Source organism: Saccharopolyspora sp. NPDC050389 (assembly GCF_040655595.1).
Classification (GTDB): Bacteria; Actinomycetota; Actinomycetes; order Mycobacteriales; family Pseudonocardiaceae; genus Saccharopolyspora.
In genome coordinates this window covers 86,188-102,731 of the sequence record NZ_JBFAKG010000024.1, presented here as the reverse complement: position 1 = coordinate 102,731, position 16,544 = coordinate 86,188, and the positions used below count along the sequence as shown (strand labels likewise).

Here is a 16,544-nt window from a genome sequence, read left to right as displayed (position 1 = left end):
GCCGGTTCTCGGCGACACGCCAAGGCTGCTGCGGGCCGCTCACACGGGGCGCACATGGCGCTGACATGGGGGCCCATGGTGCTCACACGGGTGCGCACGCGAAGATCAGGGAATGGACGGGGGTGCGCGGCTGCGCGTCACGCTGCTCGGCGCCTTTCAGGCGTCTCGCGGTGACACGGCCCTGCCCGTTGCGGGTGCCCGCTTGCAAGGTCTGGTCGCGCGGCTGGCGCTGGCTGGCGGGCGTGCGGTCGAGCAGGGCGTCCTGGTCGACGCGATCTGGGCCGAGAACCCGCCGGCCGGCCCCGCCCACGCCCTGCAGGCCCTCGTCTCCCGGCTGCGCCGGACCCTCGGCTCGGCCGGCGACGTCACACAGCTCGCGGGGGGCTACCGGCTGGCCGTGGACGCCGCCGATGTGGACGCGCTGCGGTTCGAGCAGCTCGCCGCCGCCGGCCGTGACCGCCTGCGCGCCGGCGACCTGAATGCCGCGGCGGCCGTGCTCGGCGAGGCCGTGGCGCTGTGGGGCGACCGTTCCGGCGCCGAGCCCGCGGTCGTCGCCGCGGTAGCGCCCGCCGCCGCGACCCGGCTGGCCCACGCCTCGATCGAGGCCGTCGCCGACCTCGCCGACGCCGAGCTGGCGCTGGGCCGTGCCGACGCGGCGGCCGCCCGCCTGACCGCCCTTGCTCTCCGAGCACCCCGTCCACGAGCGGACGGCCGCGCTGCTCATGGACGCGCTCGCCGCCCAGGGTCGCCAGGCTGAAGCCCTCGCCCAGTACGAGCGAGTCCGCGAAACCCTGTCCGACGTCCTCGGCACCGACCCGGGCGCCGCCCTGCGCGAGCGCCACCTCCGCCTGCTGCGCGCCGAGCAGCCCGCGCCCGCCGCGCAGCCAGGCCTAGCAACCTGCCCGCGCCGTTGACCAGCTTCCTCGGGCGCGACGACGACCTCGCCCGGATCGACACGCTGCTCGCCGCCGGGCGCCTGGTCACCGTGATCGGTCCCGGCGGTGCCGGCAAGACGCGCCTCGCCGTCGAGGCCGCCCGCCGCCACCGGTCCGAGTACCGGGACGGTGCCTGGATGATCGACCTCGCCTCGGTCACCGAGCCGGCCAAGGTCGGCGCGGCGCTGCTGGCCGCGATCGGGCTGCGCGGCTCGGCGCTGTTCGAGGCTTCGGCCAGGCTGCGCGGCGACCTGGTCGGCGAGCTGGACGTGCTGGCTGACCAGCTGGGCGGCCGGCAGAGCCTGCTCGTGGTGGACAACTGCGAGCACCTGATCGACGCCGTGGCGCACCTGATCTCGGCGCTGCTGACTCGCTGCGCCGGGCTGCGGGTGCTGGCCACCAGCCGGGAGCCCCTCGCCATCGACGGCGAGGCGCTGGTCCCGCTCGGCCCGCTCACGCTGCCCGAGCCGGACGCGGACGTCGAGCAGGCCCGCCGCGCGGCGTCGGTGCGCCTGTTCGCCGAGCGGGCGGCGGCCGTGCGGCCCGGGTTCGACGTCGACGAGCACAACCTCGGCGAGGTGCTGCGCACCGTCCGCAGCCTGGACGGCATGCCGCTCGCGCTCGAGCTGGCCGCGGCCCGCCTGCGCACGCTCTCGCTGGCCGACCTGGCCGCCGGGCTGTCCGACCGGTTCCGCCTGCTCACCACCGGCAGCCGGACCGCCTTCCCGCGGCACCGCACGCTGCGGGCGGTCATCGCGTGGAGCTGGGACCTGCTCGGCGCGGACGCGCGGACGGTCGCGGAGCGGATCTCGGCCCTGCCCGGCGGCGTCACGCCGGCGTCGGCAACCGCGGTCTGTGCTGGCACCGCGGTGCCGGTCGGTGAGGTCAGGGAGCTGCTCGCGGGCCTGGTCGACCGGTCGTTGCTGCAGCTCGCGCCGGACACCGGCCGGTACCGGATGCTGGAGACGATCCGCGAGTACGGCCTGGAGAGGCTGGCCGAGCAGGGCACCCTGACCGGCGTGCGGGACCTGACCGCCCGATACTTCGCCGAGCTGGTCGCCCGCTACGACTCGCTGCTGCGCGGCCCCGAGCAGCTCGATGCACTCCGCGTGCTGCGCGCCGAGTACGACAACCTGCTCGGCACCCTGCGCCACTTCTGCGATATCGGCGATGCCGGCGGTGCGATCGGGCTCGCGGTGAACCTGATCTGGTACTGGCAGATGCTCGGCCGGCACCCCGACGCGGCCTACTGGCTCGGCGAGGCGGTCGCGGTGCCGGCCGAGCGGCCGAGCGTGGAGCGCGACATCGCCGAGGGGACGTTGCTGCTCAACGCCATCGCCACCCAGGGCTCGCTGGTCGATGACTCGATCAAGGAGCTGCGGGCGCTCATCGACCGGCTGCTGAGCTATCCGGAATTGCCGGACATCGGCGGCGCGCTGATCGCGGTCGGGCTGGCCTCCCTCGAGGAGACCGAGGCGTCGTCGGCGATCATCCAGCGGCTGGCCGACGGGCCGGACGGGTGGCTGGCCGGGCTGGCCCGCATGTTCCGTGCCCAGTCCGCCGAGAACGAGGGCCACCTCGGCCAGGTCCGGAGCGACGTCACCGCAGCACTGGACTGCTTCGCCGAGGCGGGCGACCGCTGGGGTCTGGCCACGGCCCTGCCGCTGCGCGCGCTGCTGCGGCAGTACGACGGCGATCTCGACGGCGCGCTGGCCGATCTGAACGAGGCCAAACGGCTGGCCCGCGAGTTCGGGTCGCTCAGCCTCAGCGACGAGATCTTCATCGACCTGCGCTGGATCGATCTGCACGTGCGGCTCGACGAGACCGCGCGGGCAACCCAGATGATCGCCGCGACCCGGGAGCGCGCGCTGCGCTCGGCGTCGCCCGAGATGGCGATTCTGCTCGACGCGCGCGAGGCAGACCTCCAAGTGCGAATCGGCGACCTGGACCGGGCGCGCGAGCTGATCGAGGCGGCCGAGGCCGGGTTGTCCGAGCAGCTCCCGTTCGGCGGCGACCAGGGGCAGGCGCTGATCGGCGCGGTGCGGGGCTCGCTCTGTCTCGAGCTCGGCGACGCGCCGGGCGCCGAGGAGGCGCTGGGCCGGGCGTACGCGGCGGCGGTCGACAGCAAGGACATGCCGATCGTGGCGACGGTGGCGGTGACCGTGGCAGGCCTCGCCGCGATGTACGGGCGGTACGACGACGTGGCCGTCATGCTCGGCGCGGCGGCCCTGACCCGGGCCGATCCGGCGCGGCTGCGCCGTGCGGCGCTGCCCGCGGCGGACAGCGCCGCGCCTTCGAGCTGAGCGGCGTGCTGCCACCAAGAGGCGGACTTCGCCGTCCGGCTACGCGCGACCTTCCTTGAGGATCTTTTCGGCGAGTTCGACCGCGAGGCGCCGCACGCCGTCCGGCAACTCGCCCCGCCCCGCCGCCAACGACAACTCGTCGAGCAGTCCCACCACGACGTAACGCTCATACGGCACGATCAGCGCCCGCCCGACGGCCGCTTCGGCCTGCTCCCGGCGGGCTTCACCGCGCAGCTTCTCCGCCGCTGCCCGCAGCAGCTCACGTTCCTGCCGGCGCCGCCAATCCCGAGGTCCGGTCATCGCTGGCCTGTCCCCACCCCGTCGACGAGGACCGCACCGGCGCGGCGCTGGTAGAGCTGTCGTTGCGTGGTCACCGCCGTCGGCCCCGCCAGGACGAAGGTGATTGCGCAAGCAAGTACTCGAACATGAGTTCTAGTCTGACAAAGTCGCCCCTTGATCGCATCTCGCCGCTGACCTGCGGCGACAGAGCGGTTGTCGTCACTTGCCATGTGCCCGTCGGCATGAACGCGCGTTGCCAGACGCACGATCAGTGGCATGAGCGTGCAAAGGGACGGGTTGCCGGTAGCCGACGTGCGATGCGCTGATCTGCTCGCGTGCCGCTTGCTGCTGATTCAGTCCGAGCGATCTCGCAGTCGAAGCCCACTCGCCGGGCGCAAGCGGATGCCAGGTGGCGAGCATCCTGGAAAGAAGGCGAACCGCTCGAATTCGGAGGCTGCGACAAGCATCTGAACGTCGTCCACTGGCCAATCCCCGAAGGCCAGACGGCGACATGTTCGACGAACGAGAGGCCGGTCCGGTCAGTGGAAGGTCACCGACGCCTCGGCCATCACCTGGTCCGGCTCGGTCTGCACGGTCATGTTCCCGTCGGGTCCGCCGCAGGCCAGTACCGGATCGCCGGCGAACACCGGGCGCCGCAGCAGGTAGCCGATGCTCGCGATCTCGCGTTCCGGTTCCCGCTGCCGGGCCAGTTCGCTCATCAGCAGCACCAGGATCGGGCCGTGCACGACCAGGCCCGGGTACGCCTCGACCTCGCGCGCGTACGGCGCGTCGTAGTGGATGCGGTGCGAGTTCGCGGTCAGCGCGCTGAACCGGAACAGTCGCACCGGGTCGCCGGTGAAGGGCTGCTGCCACGCCGCGTCCGAGGCGGGCAGCGCCGTGGGGCGCGGCGCGTCCGGGCTCTTGGCGGTGCCTTCTCCGCTGCGGTAGACGAAATCCTGCTCCTCGACGAACCGGACCTCGCCGTCCTGCCGGTATTCGCCGCGCACCGTCACGAACGCCATCTCGCCGGAACGGCCCTGCTTGACCGCCACGTTGGTCAGCGACGACGTGCGCTCGGCCGGGACGCCCAGCCGCAGCGGGCCGGTGATCGTGAGGCGGCCGCCGGCGAACATCCGGCGCCGGTTCGGGATGGGCGGCAGGAAGTGGCCCCGGGCCGGATGCCCGTCCTCGCCGAGTTCGCCGTGCTGCGGCCAGTTCAGGAAGTGCACCCAGTGCCAGAGCGGGGGCAGCGCCTCGGCATCGGCGAACTCCGCCGGCGTCTCCAGCACCGCCGCCAGCGCTCGCGACGGCTCGGGGGACAGGGCGTCCGCGTCCGTCAGCGGCTCGGGCTGCCAGCCCTGCAGGTAGGTGTCGAGACCGGGCACGGGTCCTCCTTCCGGCTCGGGCCCGAGCCGGCCCGGCCGATGCGCTGATTGGGCCGTACAAACTGTGGGCAAGTCTGTGCCCGTCGCCGCGCGGCGTCAATGACGAGGTCTCAGGGGCGGCGGTGATTCCGCCAACAGGTGGCGGTTTCCGGCGAACGGTGGTGGGTCTTGACCGGGCGATACATTTGGCCGTACAAAGGTTGGCGTCCGGCTGATCGACGTGGCGGCGCCGCAGGGCGTGGCGCGCTGGCGGAAAGGTTCCAATGGCATCCATCGCTGAGTCCCTCGCGCAGTGGGCGTCCGAGCTCGAACCGAGCGCGGAGGATCTCGCGCTCGCCCAGCGCTCCCTCGTCGACACCGCCGCGGTCGCCCTGGCCGCCCGGAACCACCCGCTGACCGAGATCGCGGCCGGGCTGCCGGACGCGGCGCGCTGGGCGGCCATCGGCCACGTGCTGGACTTCGACGACCTGCACATCGAGTCGACCACGCACATCAGCGTCGTGACCGTCCCGGTCGTGCTCGCCACCGGCGGCGACGCGCGGGCGTACCTGGCGGGTGCGGGCGTGATGGCGCGCCTGGGCAGCGCGTTGGGCTGGCCCCACTACTCGGCCGGCTGGCACGCCACCTGCACGGCTGGGGCGCCGGCCGCCGCGGTCGCGACCGGAACCGCGCTGGGCCTGTCCGCCGAGCAGCTGGCGACCGCGATGGCGCTGGCCGTCCCTGCCGCGGGCGGCGTGCAGAACGCCTTCGGCACCCACGGAAAATCGCTGCAGGTCGGGTTCGCCGCGCAGGCAGGGGTCCGCGCGGCGAAGCTCGCGCAGGCGGGCGCGACGGCGGACCCGAGCGCGCTGGACGCCTGGCTGGAACTGGTCGGAGGCACGGGCCGGCTCGACCTGGCAGGCCCGGCGGTGCCCGGCGGCCTGGCCATCAAGGTCTACCCCTGCTGCTACGCGATGCAGCGGCCGATCGCCGCGCTGCGCGACATCCGCCACGACATCCGGGGAGCGGTGCGCGGCGTGCGCGTCAGCACGCCGAAACCGACCGTGAAACCGCTGATCCACGACCGGCCCGGCACCGGCCTGGAGGGCAAGTTCAGCCTGCCCTACGCGGTGGCCACCGCCCTGCTCGACCACTACCCGGACTTCGCCGCGTTCACCGACGACGCCGTCAACCGGGAACCCGCCCAGCGCCTGCTGCGGCAGGTCGAGGTGTCCTACACGCCGGGTGAGGAAGGCCTGCTCACCGGCGAGGTGGACATCGAGGTCGAACACGACGGACCGGCCCTGCGGGTGCGGCTGGCGCAGCCGCCGGGCGCGCCGTCGCGGCCGCCGACCGAAGCGGAACTGCGCGAGAAGTTCACCGCCTGCGGCGAAGACGTGCCCGGGTTGCTGGCGGAAGCGGACTGGAAGTCGGTCCGCGAGCTGCTGCAGCGGACATTCCCGCGCACCGGGGCAGTCGAGTGAGGATCTGGCACGGCAAGGGAGCAATGCATTGAGCACATTGGACATCCTCAGCGCCGACGAGAAGCTCGCCGTGGAAACGGTGCGCGACTTCGTCGACAAGTCCGTGAAGCCGGTGGTGCAGGAGCTGGAGCACTCCAACACCTACCCGGAGTCCCTCATCGAGCAGATGAAGGAACTGGGCATCTTCGGGCTCGCCATCCCCGAGGAGTACGGCGGCACACCGGTTTCCACGCCCTGCTACGTGCTGATCGTCGAGGAGCTGGCTCGCGGCTGGATGAGCTTGGCCGGCGCGATGGGCGGGCACACCGTGGTGTCGAAGCTGCTGCTGCAGTTCGGCACCGAGGAGCAGAAGCGCAAGTACCTGCCGAAGATGGCCACCGGCGAGATCCGCGCGACGATGGCGCTGACCGAGCCCGGCGGTGGCTCCGATCTGCAGGCGATGACCACCAACGCCCGCCGGGAGGGTGGGGAGTACGTGGTCAACGGCGCCAAGACCTGGATCACCAACTCGCGCCGGTCCAAGCTGATCGCGCTGATGTGCAAGACCGACCCGGCCGCGAAGCCCGGCCACAAGGGCATCTCGATCCTGCTCGTCGAGCACGGCCCGGGCCTGACCGTCTCCCGCGACCTGCCCAAGCTCGGCTACAAGGGCGTGGAGAGCTGCGAACTGTCCTTCGAGGACTACCGCGCCCCGGCGTCGGCGCTGCTGGGCACCGAAGAGGGCCAGGGCTTCGCGCAGATGATGAAGGGCCTGGAGACCGGCCGCATCCAGGTCGCCTCCCGCGCGCTGGGCGTGGGCAAGGCGGCCCTGGAGGACTCGCTGCGCTACGCCCAGGAGCGGGAGAGCTTCGGCAAGCCGATCTGGAAGCACCAGTCGGTGGGCAACTACCTGGCGGACATGGCCACCAAGCTCACCGCCGCCCGCCAGCTCACCCTGCATGCCGCCCGGGAGTACGACGCGGGCCGCAGGGTGGACATGGAGGCGGGCATGGCCAAGCTGTTCGCCTCCGAGGCGGCCATGGAGATCGCGCTGAACGCCGTGCGCATCCACGGCGGCTACGGCTATTCCACCGAGTTCGACGTGGAGCGCTACTTCCGCGACGCGCCGCTGATGATCGTCGGCGAGGGCACCAACGAGATCCAGCGCAACGTCATCGCCGCCCAGCTGGTCAAACGCGGCGGCCTCGACGCCTGACGCCGGTGCCGGCGCTCCGCGGAGCTCGTGAGCGCTCGCTCCGGTAAGAGCCGGAACGAGCGCTCACGAGCTTCCGCTACGGTCAGGGGCGAGAAGCCGGGAGGTGAATGTGGCACAGCGGACCGATGGCCGGGAGAGCGCGTACCTGCGCCTGGCGCGGGAGCTGCGGGCGGCGATCCTGCAGCACGACTATCCCGAGGGCAAACGGCTGCCCACCGAGGCGGAGCTCGCCGAGACGCACCGCGTCAGCAGGCAGACGGTCCGCCGCGCCTTCCAGGACCTCGTCGCCGAGGGCATGGTGTACCGGATCCCGGGGCGCGGAACCTTCGCGGCGCCGCGGGAGGAGCAGTACCTGCGCCAGTTCGGCTCCATCGACGACTTGATGGGCCTGTCGATCGACACCACGATGGAGCTGATCACCCCGCTGCGCCAGCAGGTCGACCTGGACGCCGCAGGCCGCCTGCGGCTGCAGTCCGACCGGGTGCACACGCTGGAATTCCGGCGGCTGCACGACGACGTGCCGTTCTGCCTGACGACGGTGTTCCTGCCGCCGGCGGTGGGCAAGCTCGTCGAATCGGTGCCGGAGCTGACCGAGCCCGGCGCGCGCAGCGGCGTGACCATCATCGGCCTGCTCGACGACCGGCTGACCGACCCGATCGCGGAGGCCGAGCAGAGCATCACGGTGGGCATGGCGACCCCGGAGATCGCCGGACACCTCGGCTGCGAGCCGCAGCGCCCGCTGCTGCGGATCGACCGCATGTACCAGTCGACGACGGGCCAACCCGTGGAGCTGGCGGTCAGCTACTTCCTGCCGGAGCACTACTCCTACCGGGTCCGCCTCCGCCGCAACGTCCGCTGAGCGCCCAAGAGCACCCAGCGGACTGCGCGTACCGGGCTCCGGTTTCAGCCGCGCGGCGTGCGGCCTGCGGCCGTCATGATCCCGGCGACCGACGGATCATCGGCGAAGGCGTCGGCCGGCAACGTCGTGTTGTCGGCCAGCGTCACGCCTTCCGGGGGTTCGCCGGGGTCGGCGTCCCAGAAGTTGCCGATGAACGCGACGTGCTCCAGCGGCGGCGACACCTCCATTACGACTGGGCTGTCGGCCCGGTGGACGACGTTGCCCTGCACGGTGACCCAGGCGGCGCCGTAGTCGGTGTAGAGGCCGAAGTTGTAGGACGTGATCGTGTCGCGGACGACGTTGCCGCGTATCAGCGCCCCGTCGGCATGCGAGGTGCCCTGGCTTCCCGACACGTAAATGCCGCCGCCGTCGGCCAGAACCTTCATCGTGTCGTGCACCAGGTTGTTCAGCACCTGCGTGCCGTGCCCCTCGTAGACCACGATGCCCGCGTGCGGTGCGTCGTTGACCTGGTTGTGCGCGACGACGGTGTCCCGGGTGCCCGACAGCAGAACGGCCGGCGAACCGCTGTAGTCCTGTCCGATGTGGTGGATGTGGTTGTTCTCGATCCGGTGGCCGCGGGCACCCTCGCCGATCACCAGGCCACCGCCGGCCACCTCGTCGATCACGCTGTCCCGCAACGCGTTTCCTTCGCCGTCACCGCGGAATTCCAGCGCGACCGCGCCCAGCCTCGTGAACCGGCAGCCTTCCAGCACGACCCGCGAGGAGTTCTCGAAGACCACGTTGCCGGGCATGGCCGAGTCGTCGCCGGGGACGACGACCTGCCCTTGGCCGTCGGCGAAGACGATCGTGTGGAGCGGGCCGCCGTCGTGGTAGCCGTTGCCGTGGTAGTGCAGGAAGCCCTCCGGCGAGCTCGGGCGCAGCCACGTCGCATCGGCGAAGGTGATGCCGCGGAAGGAGATGCCGTGCACGTCTCGGGCGTGCAGCAGGGTTTCCAGCACCGGTGCCACCACGACGTCGTCGAGTTCCTCCCCAGGCCGCGGCAGGTAGTGCAGGACTCCGTCGGCGAGCGCGAAGGTGCCCTCGGTCAGGAACGCGGGGCTGTTCTCGACCGAGGTCGGGCTGTCGAGCCCGTTCTGCTCCCCGGCATTCGGGTCGTCCCACGTGATGACCGAGCGGTACAGCTGCGCCGCCCAAGCGAAAGCGGGCTGCGCCATGGTGATCGTGGTCGATTGCTCGTCGCCCGAGATCCGCGACGCCTGGCAGCGGGCTTCGGACCAGGGGTAGGCGCCCCGGTAGACGAACTCGATCTGGCCCTGCCAGGACCGGGGCCCGGGATCTGGCATGACGTAGCCGGTCTCGGTCCTGACCAGGCCTTGGTCGATCGCGATGGCCGCCCGCGGCGCGCGGCGTCCGGCCACGTAGAGCTGGCGGGTCGCCAATCCAGGGGCCGCTGCCCGGCAGACACCGTCATCGTCCTGCCGCCAGCCGTTGATCTGACGGCCGCCGCTGATCACGACCTCTTCCTGCGCTCCGGTGCCGTATCCGAATGCCTGGTAGACGACCCCGGAATCGGCGGCCGAGAGCGAGAACGTTTCGGTGAGGCGGTAGGTGCCCGCCCGGAGGTTGACCACGGAGCCCGGCTTCGCCGCCGCCCGGGCCCGGTCCAGCGTGGCGAACGGCCGCTCGATCGTGCCCGGGCCGGAGTCGTCACCAGAAGGATCAACGAAGATCATCAACGTACCTCTCTTGTGTATGGCGTACACTTTGGTTTGTACCACGAATGGCGAGGAGGAGAGGTGGCAGATCCGGAACGCAGCACCGAGCTGCTGTGGCAGGGCGAGTCGCGGCGAGGGCTCAACCTGGCGCGGATCGTGCGGGCCGCGATCGAGCTGGCGGACGACGAGGGGCTGGCCGCGGTGTCCATGCGGCGGGTCGCCGAGCGGCTCGGCTTCACCACGATGGCGCTCTATCGGCACGTGCCGGGCAAGGCGGAGCTGGTCGACCTCATGCGTGACGAGGCGATGGTGGGGCAGGCGACTGCCGGAGCCGGGCCGGAGGCGGGCTGGCGGGTGGAACTCGAAGCCTGGGCGCGCGACGGTTTGGCACTCTACCGGCGGCATTCGTGGTTGGTCGACGTGGAAGGCCCCAGGCAGGTGCCCGGGCCGAACGCGGTGGCGAGCTTCGAGCGGGCGTTGGGTGCGGCAGCGCGGAGCGGGCTGCCGCCCGCGCAGGTCGTGGCGGTGGTGACGCTCGTCGGCGGGTTCGTGGAGAGCGCGGCCCGGCAGCTGGTGGAGGCGGCGCGCTTGGAGCGGAGCTCCGGTGTCGGCCACGAGGAGTGGTGGGCGGGGCGCACTTCGCTGTTCGACCACCTCGACCGGTATCCGACGTTGAGCCGCCTCTACCGGGACGGTGGCTTCGACGAACCGCTGGACCCGTTCGAGTTCGGCCTGCGGCGGGTGCTCGATGGCATTGAGGCGCTCATGCGTGATGAAATTCGTGATGAAAATGCTTGCTCGGTGTGCGGAAAGCCGATCGAAGCCCCTGCGAAGGGGCGGCCCCGGGATTACTGCTCTCGTGCCTGTCAGCAGCGCGCCTACCGGATGCGCAAGGGCTGACCGCGCCCGCGAGAGCTGCGTCACAGCGGGATGATCTCGACTTTGGTCGAAGTTGGAGGGTGGTGCGCAGTCGAGCGAGTTCTGAGGAGCGGTCATGCGGGTTGTGCGGGTTAGCGAGTTCGGTGGGCCTGAGGTGCTCGTCGCGGGAGAGGCGCCCGATCCGGTCGCCGGGGCCGGGCAGGTCGTGATCGGCGTCGAGGTCGCCGCCATCGACTTCGTCCAAACCCAGCTGCGGCAGGGGTTCTCGCCGGGGCCGCCGCTGCCGCAGCTGCCCTACGTGCCCGGCGCGACGGTGGCCGGAACGGTGCTTTCGGTTGGTGACGGCGCGGATTCGGGCTGGATCGGCCGCCGGGTGGTCGGCCACACCTCCGACGGGCTCGGCGGGAACGCCGAGAAAGCGGTAGCCGATGCGGCCGAGCTGTTCCCGGTCCCGGACGAGCTGGGGCTTCCAGAGGCGGCGGCGCTGTTCGACGACGGCAGCACGGCGATCGGCCTGGCCGAACGCGCGGCGATCAAGCCGGGGGAGTGGGTTCTCGTCGAAGCGGCCGGTGGCGGCGTCGGCAGCCTGCTGGTGCAGTTGGCACGAGCCGCCGGTGCGCGCGTCATCGGCGCGGCGAGGGGCGAGCGCAAGCGCGAGCTGGTGATCTCGCTGGGCGCCGAGCTGGCGGTGGACTACTCGGAATCCGGCTGGCGGGAAGAGGTCTTGGCGGCGACGGGCGGCCGCGGCCCGGACCTGGTCTTCGACGGCATCGGCGGAACCATCGGCCGGGAGGCGTTCGAGCTGACCGCGCGCGGCGGGCGGTTCTCGGTGCACGGTGCGTCCAGCGGAGCGCCGAGCAAGATCGACCCGGAGGAGGCCGAGCGGCGCGAGGTCACCGTGATCGGCCTCGAGCAGCTCTTCGGCTTCGCGGCGACCGCGGGCCCGCGCAAGGAACAAGCGCTTTCCCAAGCGGCGGCGGGATTGCTGAACCCGACCATCGGCCAGACCTTCCCGCTGGAACGAGCCGCGGACGCCCACGCGGCGATGCAGAACCGCCAGGTGATCGGCAAGACCCTGCTCCAGGTGCAGACGGGAGCATGATCGGGACTCGTGAGTACTTTGGGCTGCTATGGCAATCCAAAGTACTCACGAGCCGGGTCAGCGGAGGTAGACGCGGTCCGGGTCGACGTCGTCGCGGAGCCGGCGGAGCTCCGCCTCCGTGGGCGGCTCGATGGTCGTCAGCTCGTCGGCCACCTGGAGGTCCCAGCCGGTCGCCTCGCGGACCTGGTCCACGGTGACGCCGGGATGCGTCGCCACCAGCCGCAGCTCCTCGCCGACTCCGTCGCGCGCCAGGATGCCGAGGTCGGTGATCACCCGCGTGACGCCCGCGCCCAGCGGCCGGATCCCGTCCCGCAGCGCCCGGTCCGGGCCCGGCGAGGTGCAGAAGTCCAGTTCGGACATGAAGGAACGCGGGTCGTGGCGGCGCATCACCACGAACACCTCGCGGGAGTTGGCCATCACCTCCATGGCCCCGCCCGAGCCGGGCAGCCGCACCTTCGGCGCGTGCCAGTCGCCGATGACCGACGAGTTCAGGTTGCCCCACCTGTCGATCTGCGCCGCGCCGAGGAATCCGACGTCGATCCGGCCGCCCTGCAGGACGTATCCGAACAGCGCCGTCATCGGCAGCACCGCCTCGGAGTCGGTGATCAGCACCGCGTCGGCGATCGTCTCCGGCAGGTGCGACGGGTGCGCCCCGCACACCCCCGACTCGTAGACGATCTCGATGCCGGGCGCGACGGTCAGCTGCGCCAGCGACACCGCCAGCGTCGGCAGGCCGATCCCGGCGAAGACGGTGTTCTTGCCGGCCAGCTCCCGCGACGCGACCGCGGCGAGCAGCTCGGAGGAAGTAACGGCCACAGTGGACTCCGTCGAACTGGTGGACCCCGTCGAAGTGGTGGACACAGCGTTCATCACGACAAACCTTTCGTTCTGCCCGTCAGAGCCGGCGTCCGTAGTTGACCGGTTCGCTCCACGCCTCGCCCACCGCCAGGCCCGCCCAGTGCTCGGCGCCGAGCTTCTCGAGGTATTCGGCGTGGTCGCGGGTGCCGCGGATCCACTCGTCCAGCCAGGCCTGCAACCGCTCGGGATCCTTGCTGATCTGCGACCAGTCGCGGTAGAAGTCGCCGTCCCGGTCGTAGTAGCCCTGCGCGAAGGCCGGGTGCGCGCCGCGCGGGCACTCCACCACCGCGTTCACCGCGTGCGCCGGGATGACAGTGCGGTTGGGGTCGGAGCGGATCACCTCGTCGGCGACCACCTCCTCGACCACGATGATCGCCCGCTTCGCGGCGTAGACGGCCTCGGCCTGGATGCCGGTCAGGCCCCAGATCTGGGTGTTGCCCGCCCGGTCGGCGCGCTGCGCGTGCACGATGGTGACGTCCGGGTTCAGCGGCGGCACCACGTAGATCTGCTCCGCTTCGCCGTCCGGGCCGGGAAACGGCGAGGTGACCTTGCGGATGTCCGGGTTCACCGCGGGCACGTCGCTGCCGCCGTAGGAGCGCAGCGGGTAGAACGGCAGCCGCTGGGCGCCGGCGAGGTACCGGCAGATCATCCCGTAGTGGCTGTACTCCTCGAACTCAAGCGGCTCGGGCTGCCCGGTCTCGATGCGGCGGCGCAACTCGCCGAGCGAACCGGCGGTGGAGTTGCCGACGAACGACGAGACGAGCTTGCGGACGCAGCCGCCGGCGATGAGCTGGTCGGTCACGATGTCGGCGGTCATCCGGGCGACGGTGAGGTCCTTGCGGCCCTGCCGGATGATCTCGTGCCCGGCCGCGGTGGGGATCAGGTGCGTGAAGCCCTCCAGCGCCACTGTCGCCCCGTCCGGGACGAACGCGGCGATGGCGTCCCGCATCGTCATGGTCTTGTCGGGCCGGGGGACCGGCGTCGTCGACTCGGCGACCGGGTTCTGCATCGTCGGGGCTCCTCGGTGTGCGCTTCGAATGCACTTCACATTGCCAGCCGACATTGATAACTGTCTAATACTGAATTAGTGTCGGATCAAGAGGCATTTTTTATGGATTCCCCGTGAACAGAGGTCGATCGTGGAGCTGCGCTACCTCACCGCATTCGTCGCCGTCGCCGAAGAACTCCACTTCGGCCGGGCCGCCAAGCGGCTGCAGATGGCGCAGCCGCCGCTGAGTCAGCAGATCCGCCAGCTGGAGAAGGAACTCGGCGTCCAGCTCTTCGAGCGCAACACCCGCTCGGTCCGGCTCACCAGCGCCGGCGAGTCGTTCCTGGAGCCCGCCCGCACGGCGCTCGACGACGTCGACATCGCGGTGCGCGCCGCGAAGGCGGCCGGCCGCGGGGAGTACGGCCGGGTCACCGTCGGCTTCGCCGGCGCCTCCAGTCACGAGTCGCTGCCTCGGCTGACCCGCGCGGTGCGAGCCGCGCATCCCGGCCTGGAACTGGTGATGCGCGGCCAGACCTACGCGAACGTGGCGCTGGCGAAGGTCGCCGACGGCTCGCTGGACCTGGGTTTCGTGCGGCTGCCGGTCAACCAGGTCGGCTCGCCGACCCCGGGCGTGCAGACCCGGGTCATCGAGGTGGAGGAGCTGATCTGCGCGCTGCCGACGGATCATCCGCTGGCCGAGCGCGAGAGCATCCCGATCGAGGACCTCGCCGCCGAGCCGTTCGTGAGCTTCCCGTCCAACGCCGGGTCCACGGTGCGCGACGCGCTGGTCAAGGCGTGCGTGTCCGCCGGGTTCAACCCGCGCGTGATCCAGGAGGCGCCGGATTCCTACACCATCCTCGCGCTGGTGGCCGCCGGCGTCGGCGTCACGCTGACGCTGACCTCCTGCCAGCACATCCAGCAGACCGGCACGGTCTACCGGCCGCTGGCGGGCACGCCGATGCTGCTGCACGCGGCGCTGGCCTGGCGCACCGACAACACCTCCGCGGCCCTGCGCACGGTGCTCGGCATCGCCGAGGAAGCCCTGCCCACGCCCACGGGCGGATGATCGCCGGCGGGCCGCTCACCTGGGGCGTTCCCGCGAATTAATAAGCCTGACGTCTCACTGTTGCACTGATTCTGTATTGGACACGTCTAGGTTTGGGTGGCACGGTTACCGCCATCACATCGGGACGCGGGTGCCGTTCGAGGACGCCCGCCGGCACCGAGCTTCAAGGGAGAATGCATGGGTGCGGCCAACGCGCGCGAACAGAGCCGAACGGCCAACCGCGCCGGGATCGGGGCTTTCATCGGCTCGACCATCGAGTGGTTCGACTTCTACATCTACGGCACGGCCTCGGCCCTGGTCTTCGACAAGGTCTTCTTCCCGGAGCTCGACGGTGCCCTCGGAACCCTGGTGGCGTTCGCGACCTTCTGGGTCGGCTTCCTGGCCCGCCCGCTCGGCGGCGTCATCTTCGGCCACATCGGCGACCGGTTGGGCCGCAAGAAGACCTTGGTGATGACGCTGCTGCTGATGGGTGTGTCGACGACCCTGATCGGCGTGCTGCCCGGCTACGCGCAGATCGGTGTGTGGGCGCCGATCCTGCTGGTGACCATCCGCATGGTGCAGGGCATCGGCCTCGGCGGTGAGTGGGGCGGCTCGGTGCTGATCGCCTCGGAGCACGCGCCCAAGGGCAAGTCCATCCTCTACGGCGCGTTCGCCCAGCAGGGCTCGCCGGTCGGCAACACGCTGAGCACCGTCAGCTTCCTGGCCATCAGCCAGCTGCCGGACGAGGCGTTCCTGGGCTGGGGCTGGCGGATCCCGTTCCTGGCCTCGGCGCTGCTGGTGCTGGTCGGCCTGTTCATCCGGATGCGGGTCACCGAGTCGCCGGCGATGGCGAACCTCATGGAGCACAAGAAGGTCGCCAAGCTGCCGGTGTTGGAGGTCGTGCGCTCGCACCCGGCGCTGCTGGCGCTGGGCATCGGGGCTTGCACGATCGGGCTGTCGGCGACCTACTTCAAGTCGACCTTCGCGCTGTCCTGGGCCACCAGCCACCTCGACTTCGACAAGAGCTCGTTCCTGACGATCATCCTGGTCGCCAACATCACCCAGATCATCGTGCAGCCCTTCGGCGCGGTCATCGCCACGAAGATGCGCAGCTGGTCCCGGGCGGTGACCGTGATGCTGCTGCCCGAGGTCGTGCTGCTGCCGCTGATGTTCGTGCTGATCAGCACCGAGAACTACGGGCTGGCGATGTTCGGCGTGGCGATCGCGACGATTCCGCACTGCCTGTACTACGCGGCGCTGGCGGGAATGCTCGCCAGCCGGTTCCCGGCGCACGTGCGCTACACCGGCATCTCGCTGTGCTACCAGATGTGCGGCACGCTGCTGGGCGGCACGACGCCGATCGTCGGCCAGTTCCTGCTGAACGCCTCCGGCTCGATCACCGCGGTGATCGCCTACGCGATCTTCCAGGTGGTGCTGACCCTCGGCTGCATGCTGTTGCTGCTGCGCCGCCCGAACTACGACGAGCGGGCCGAGGCCGGCCAGTCGCCGCGCGCCGAGGCGGTTCCCGCGTAACCGGG

The 16,544-nt window shown here is 71.1% G+C and carries 15 protein-coding genes; 10 read left to right on the top strand and 5 right to left on the bottom strand.

Annotated features, from left to right (window positions below; all coding sequences use genetic code 11):
- Window positions 1-112: 112 nt before the first annotated feature.
- From AB0I53_RS18065 to AB0I53_RS18055, 3 genes are read left to right on the top strand one after another with little or no spacing between them, the layout of a single operon-like run.
- Window positions 113-757 carry a BTAD domain-containing putative transcriptional regulator gene (locus AB0I53_RS18065; protein ID WP_358603678.1) on the top strand — a complete coding sequence of 215 codons (645 nt, stop codon included), beginning with the start codon at window positions 113-115 and terminating at the stop codon, window positions 755-757.
- Complete coding sequence (locus tag AB0I53_RS18060) at window positions 723-914, top strand: BTAD domain-containing putative transcriptional regulator (protein ID WP_358603675.1); 192 nt, start codon at window positions 723-725, stop codon at window positions 912-914. The genes AB0I53_RS18065 and AB0I53_RS18060 overlap by 35 nt, the downstream gene beginning before the upstream one ends.
- Window positions 911-3,238 (top strand): AAA family ATPase, encoded by a 2,328-nt coding sequence (locus AB0I53_RS18055; protein WP_358603672.1) that lies wholly within the window; start codon window positions 911-913, stop codon window positions 3,236-3,238. Before AB0I53_RS18060 ends, AB0I53_RS18055 begins: the two co-directional genes overlap by 4 nt.
- A 39-nt stretch (window positions 3,239-3,277) precedes the next feature.
- Here the strand turns inward: AB0I53_RS18055 and AB0I53_RS18050 are convergent, their stop codons facing one another.
- Window positions 3,278-3,538 (bottom strand): hypothetical protein, encoded by a 261-nt coding sequence (locus AB0I53_RS18050; protein WP_358603669.1) that lies wholly within the window; start codon window positions 3,536-3,538, stop codon window positions 3,278-3,280.
- Window positions 3,539-4,056: 518 nt separating this feature from the next.
- A complete protein-coding gene (locus AB0I53_RS18045; protein ID WP_358603666.1) occupies window positions 4,057-4,902 on the bottom strand; it encodes a hypothetical protein in 846 nt (281 codons plus the stop codon).
- 263 nt (window positions 4,903-5,165) lie between these two features.
- On the opposite strand from AB0I53_RS18045, the gene AB0I53_RS18040 reads away from it, so the two are divergent.
- The 3 genes from AB0I53_RS18040 (at window position 5,166) to AB0I53_RS18030 (ending at window position 8,419) form a co-directional block, all read left to right on the top strand.
- A complete protein-coding gene (locus AB0I53_RS18040; protein ID WP_358603663.1) occupies window positions 5,166-6,365 on the top strand; it encodes an MmgE/PrpD family protein in 1,200 nt (399 codons plus the stop codon).
- Window positions 6,366-6,402: 37 nt separating this feature from the next.
- Entirely contained in the window at window positions 6,403-7,560 is a 1,158-nt protein-coding gene (locus tag AB0I53_RS18035; protein ID WP_358603716.1) for an acyl-CoA dehydrogenase family protein, read from the top strand.
- A 109-nt stretch (window positions 7,561-7,669) separates the two neighbouring features.
- The gene (locus AB0I53_RS18030) at window positions 7,670-8,419 is read left to right on the top strand and encodes a GntR family transcriptional regulator (protein ID WP_358603660.1); all 750 of its coding nucleotides are present in this window, start codon (window positions 7,670-7,672) and stop codon (window positions 8,417-8,419) included.
- Window positions 8,420-8,463: 44 nt separating this feature from the next.
- Here AB0I53_RS18030 and AB0I53_RS18025 read toward each other — a convergent pair whose 3' ends face one another.
- Window positions 8,464-10,152: a right-handed parallel beta-helix repeat-containing protein gene (locus tag AB0I53_RS18025; RefSeq protein ID WP_358603657.1), complete on the bottom strand. Its 1,689-nt coding sequence runs from the start codon at window positions 10,150-10,152 to the stop codon at window positions 8,464-8,466.
- Between the two features lie 63 nt (window positions 10,153-10,215).
- Between AB0I53_RS18025 and AB0I53_RS18020 the strand changes: the two genes are divergently transcribed.
- Both AB0I53_RS18020 and AB0I53_RS18015 read left to right on the top strand, forming a co-directional pair.
- Window positions 10,216-11,034: a TetR/AcrR family transcriptional regulator gene (locus AB0I53_RS18020; RefSeq protein WP_358603654.1), complete on the top strand. Its 819-nt coding sequence runs from the start codon at window positions 10,216-10,218 to the stop codon at window positions 11,032-11,034.
- Window positions 11,035-11,128: 94 nt separating this feature from the next.
- Entirely contained in the window at window positions 11,129-12,115 is a 987-nt protein-coding gene (locus AB0I53_RS18015) for a zinc-binding dehydrogenase (protein ID WP_358603651.1), read from the top strand.
- 57 nt (window positions 12,116-12,172) lie between these two features.
- Here the strand turns inward: AB0I53_RS18015 and AB0I53_RS18010 are convergent, their stop codons facing one another.
- Both AB0I53_RS18010 and AB0I53_RS18005 read right to left on the bottom strand, forming a co-directional pair.
- Window positions 12,173-12,931 (bottom strand): CoA-transferase, encoded by a 759-nt coding sequence (locus AB0I53_RS18010; protein ID WP_358603648.1) that lies wholly within the window; start codon window positions 12,929-12,931, stop codon window positions 12,173-12,175.
- A gap of 79 nt (window positions 12,932-13,010) precedes the next feature.
- Window positions 13,011-13,982: a CoA-transferase gene (locus AB0I53_RS18005; RefSeq protein ID WP_358603645.1), complete on the bottom strand. Its 972-nt coding sequence runs from the start codon at window positions 13,980-13,982 to the stop codon at window positions 13,011-13,013.
- Window positions 13,983-14,112: 130 nt separating this feature from the next.
- Here AB0I53_RS18005 and AB0I53_RS18000 point away from each other — a divergent pair, with 130 nt between their 5' ends.
- Together AB0I53_RS18000 and AB0I53_RS17995 are read left to right on the top strand one after the other, a co-directional pair.
- Entirely contained in the window at window positions 14,113-15,027 is a 915-nt protein-coding gene (locus AB0I53_RS18000) for a LysR substrate-binding domain-containing protein (protein WP_358603642.1), read from the top strand.
- Window positions 15,028-15,204: 177 nt separating this feature from the next.
- Window positions 15,205-16,539, top strand: a complete 1,335-nt coding sequence (locus AB0I53_RS17995) for an MFS transporter (protein WP_358603639.1) — start codon at window positions 15,205-15,207, stop codon at window positions 16,537-16,539.
- The last annotated feature ends 5 nt before the right edge of the window (window positions 16,540-16,544 follow it).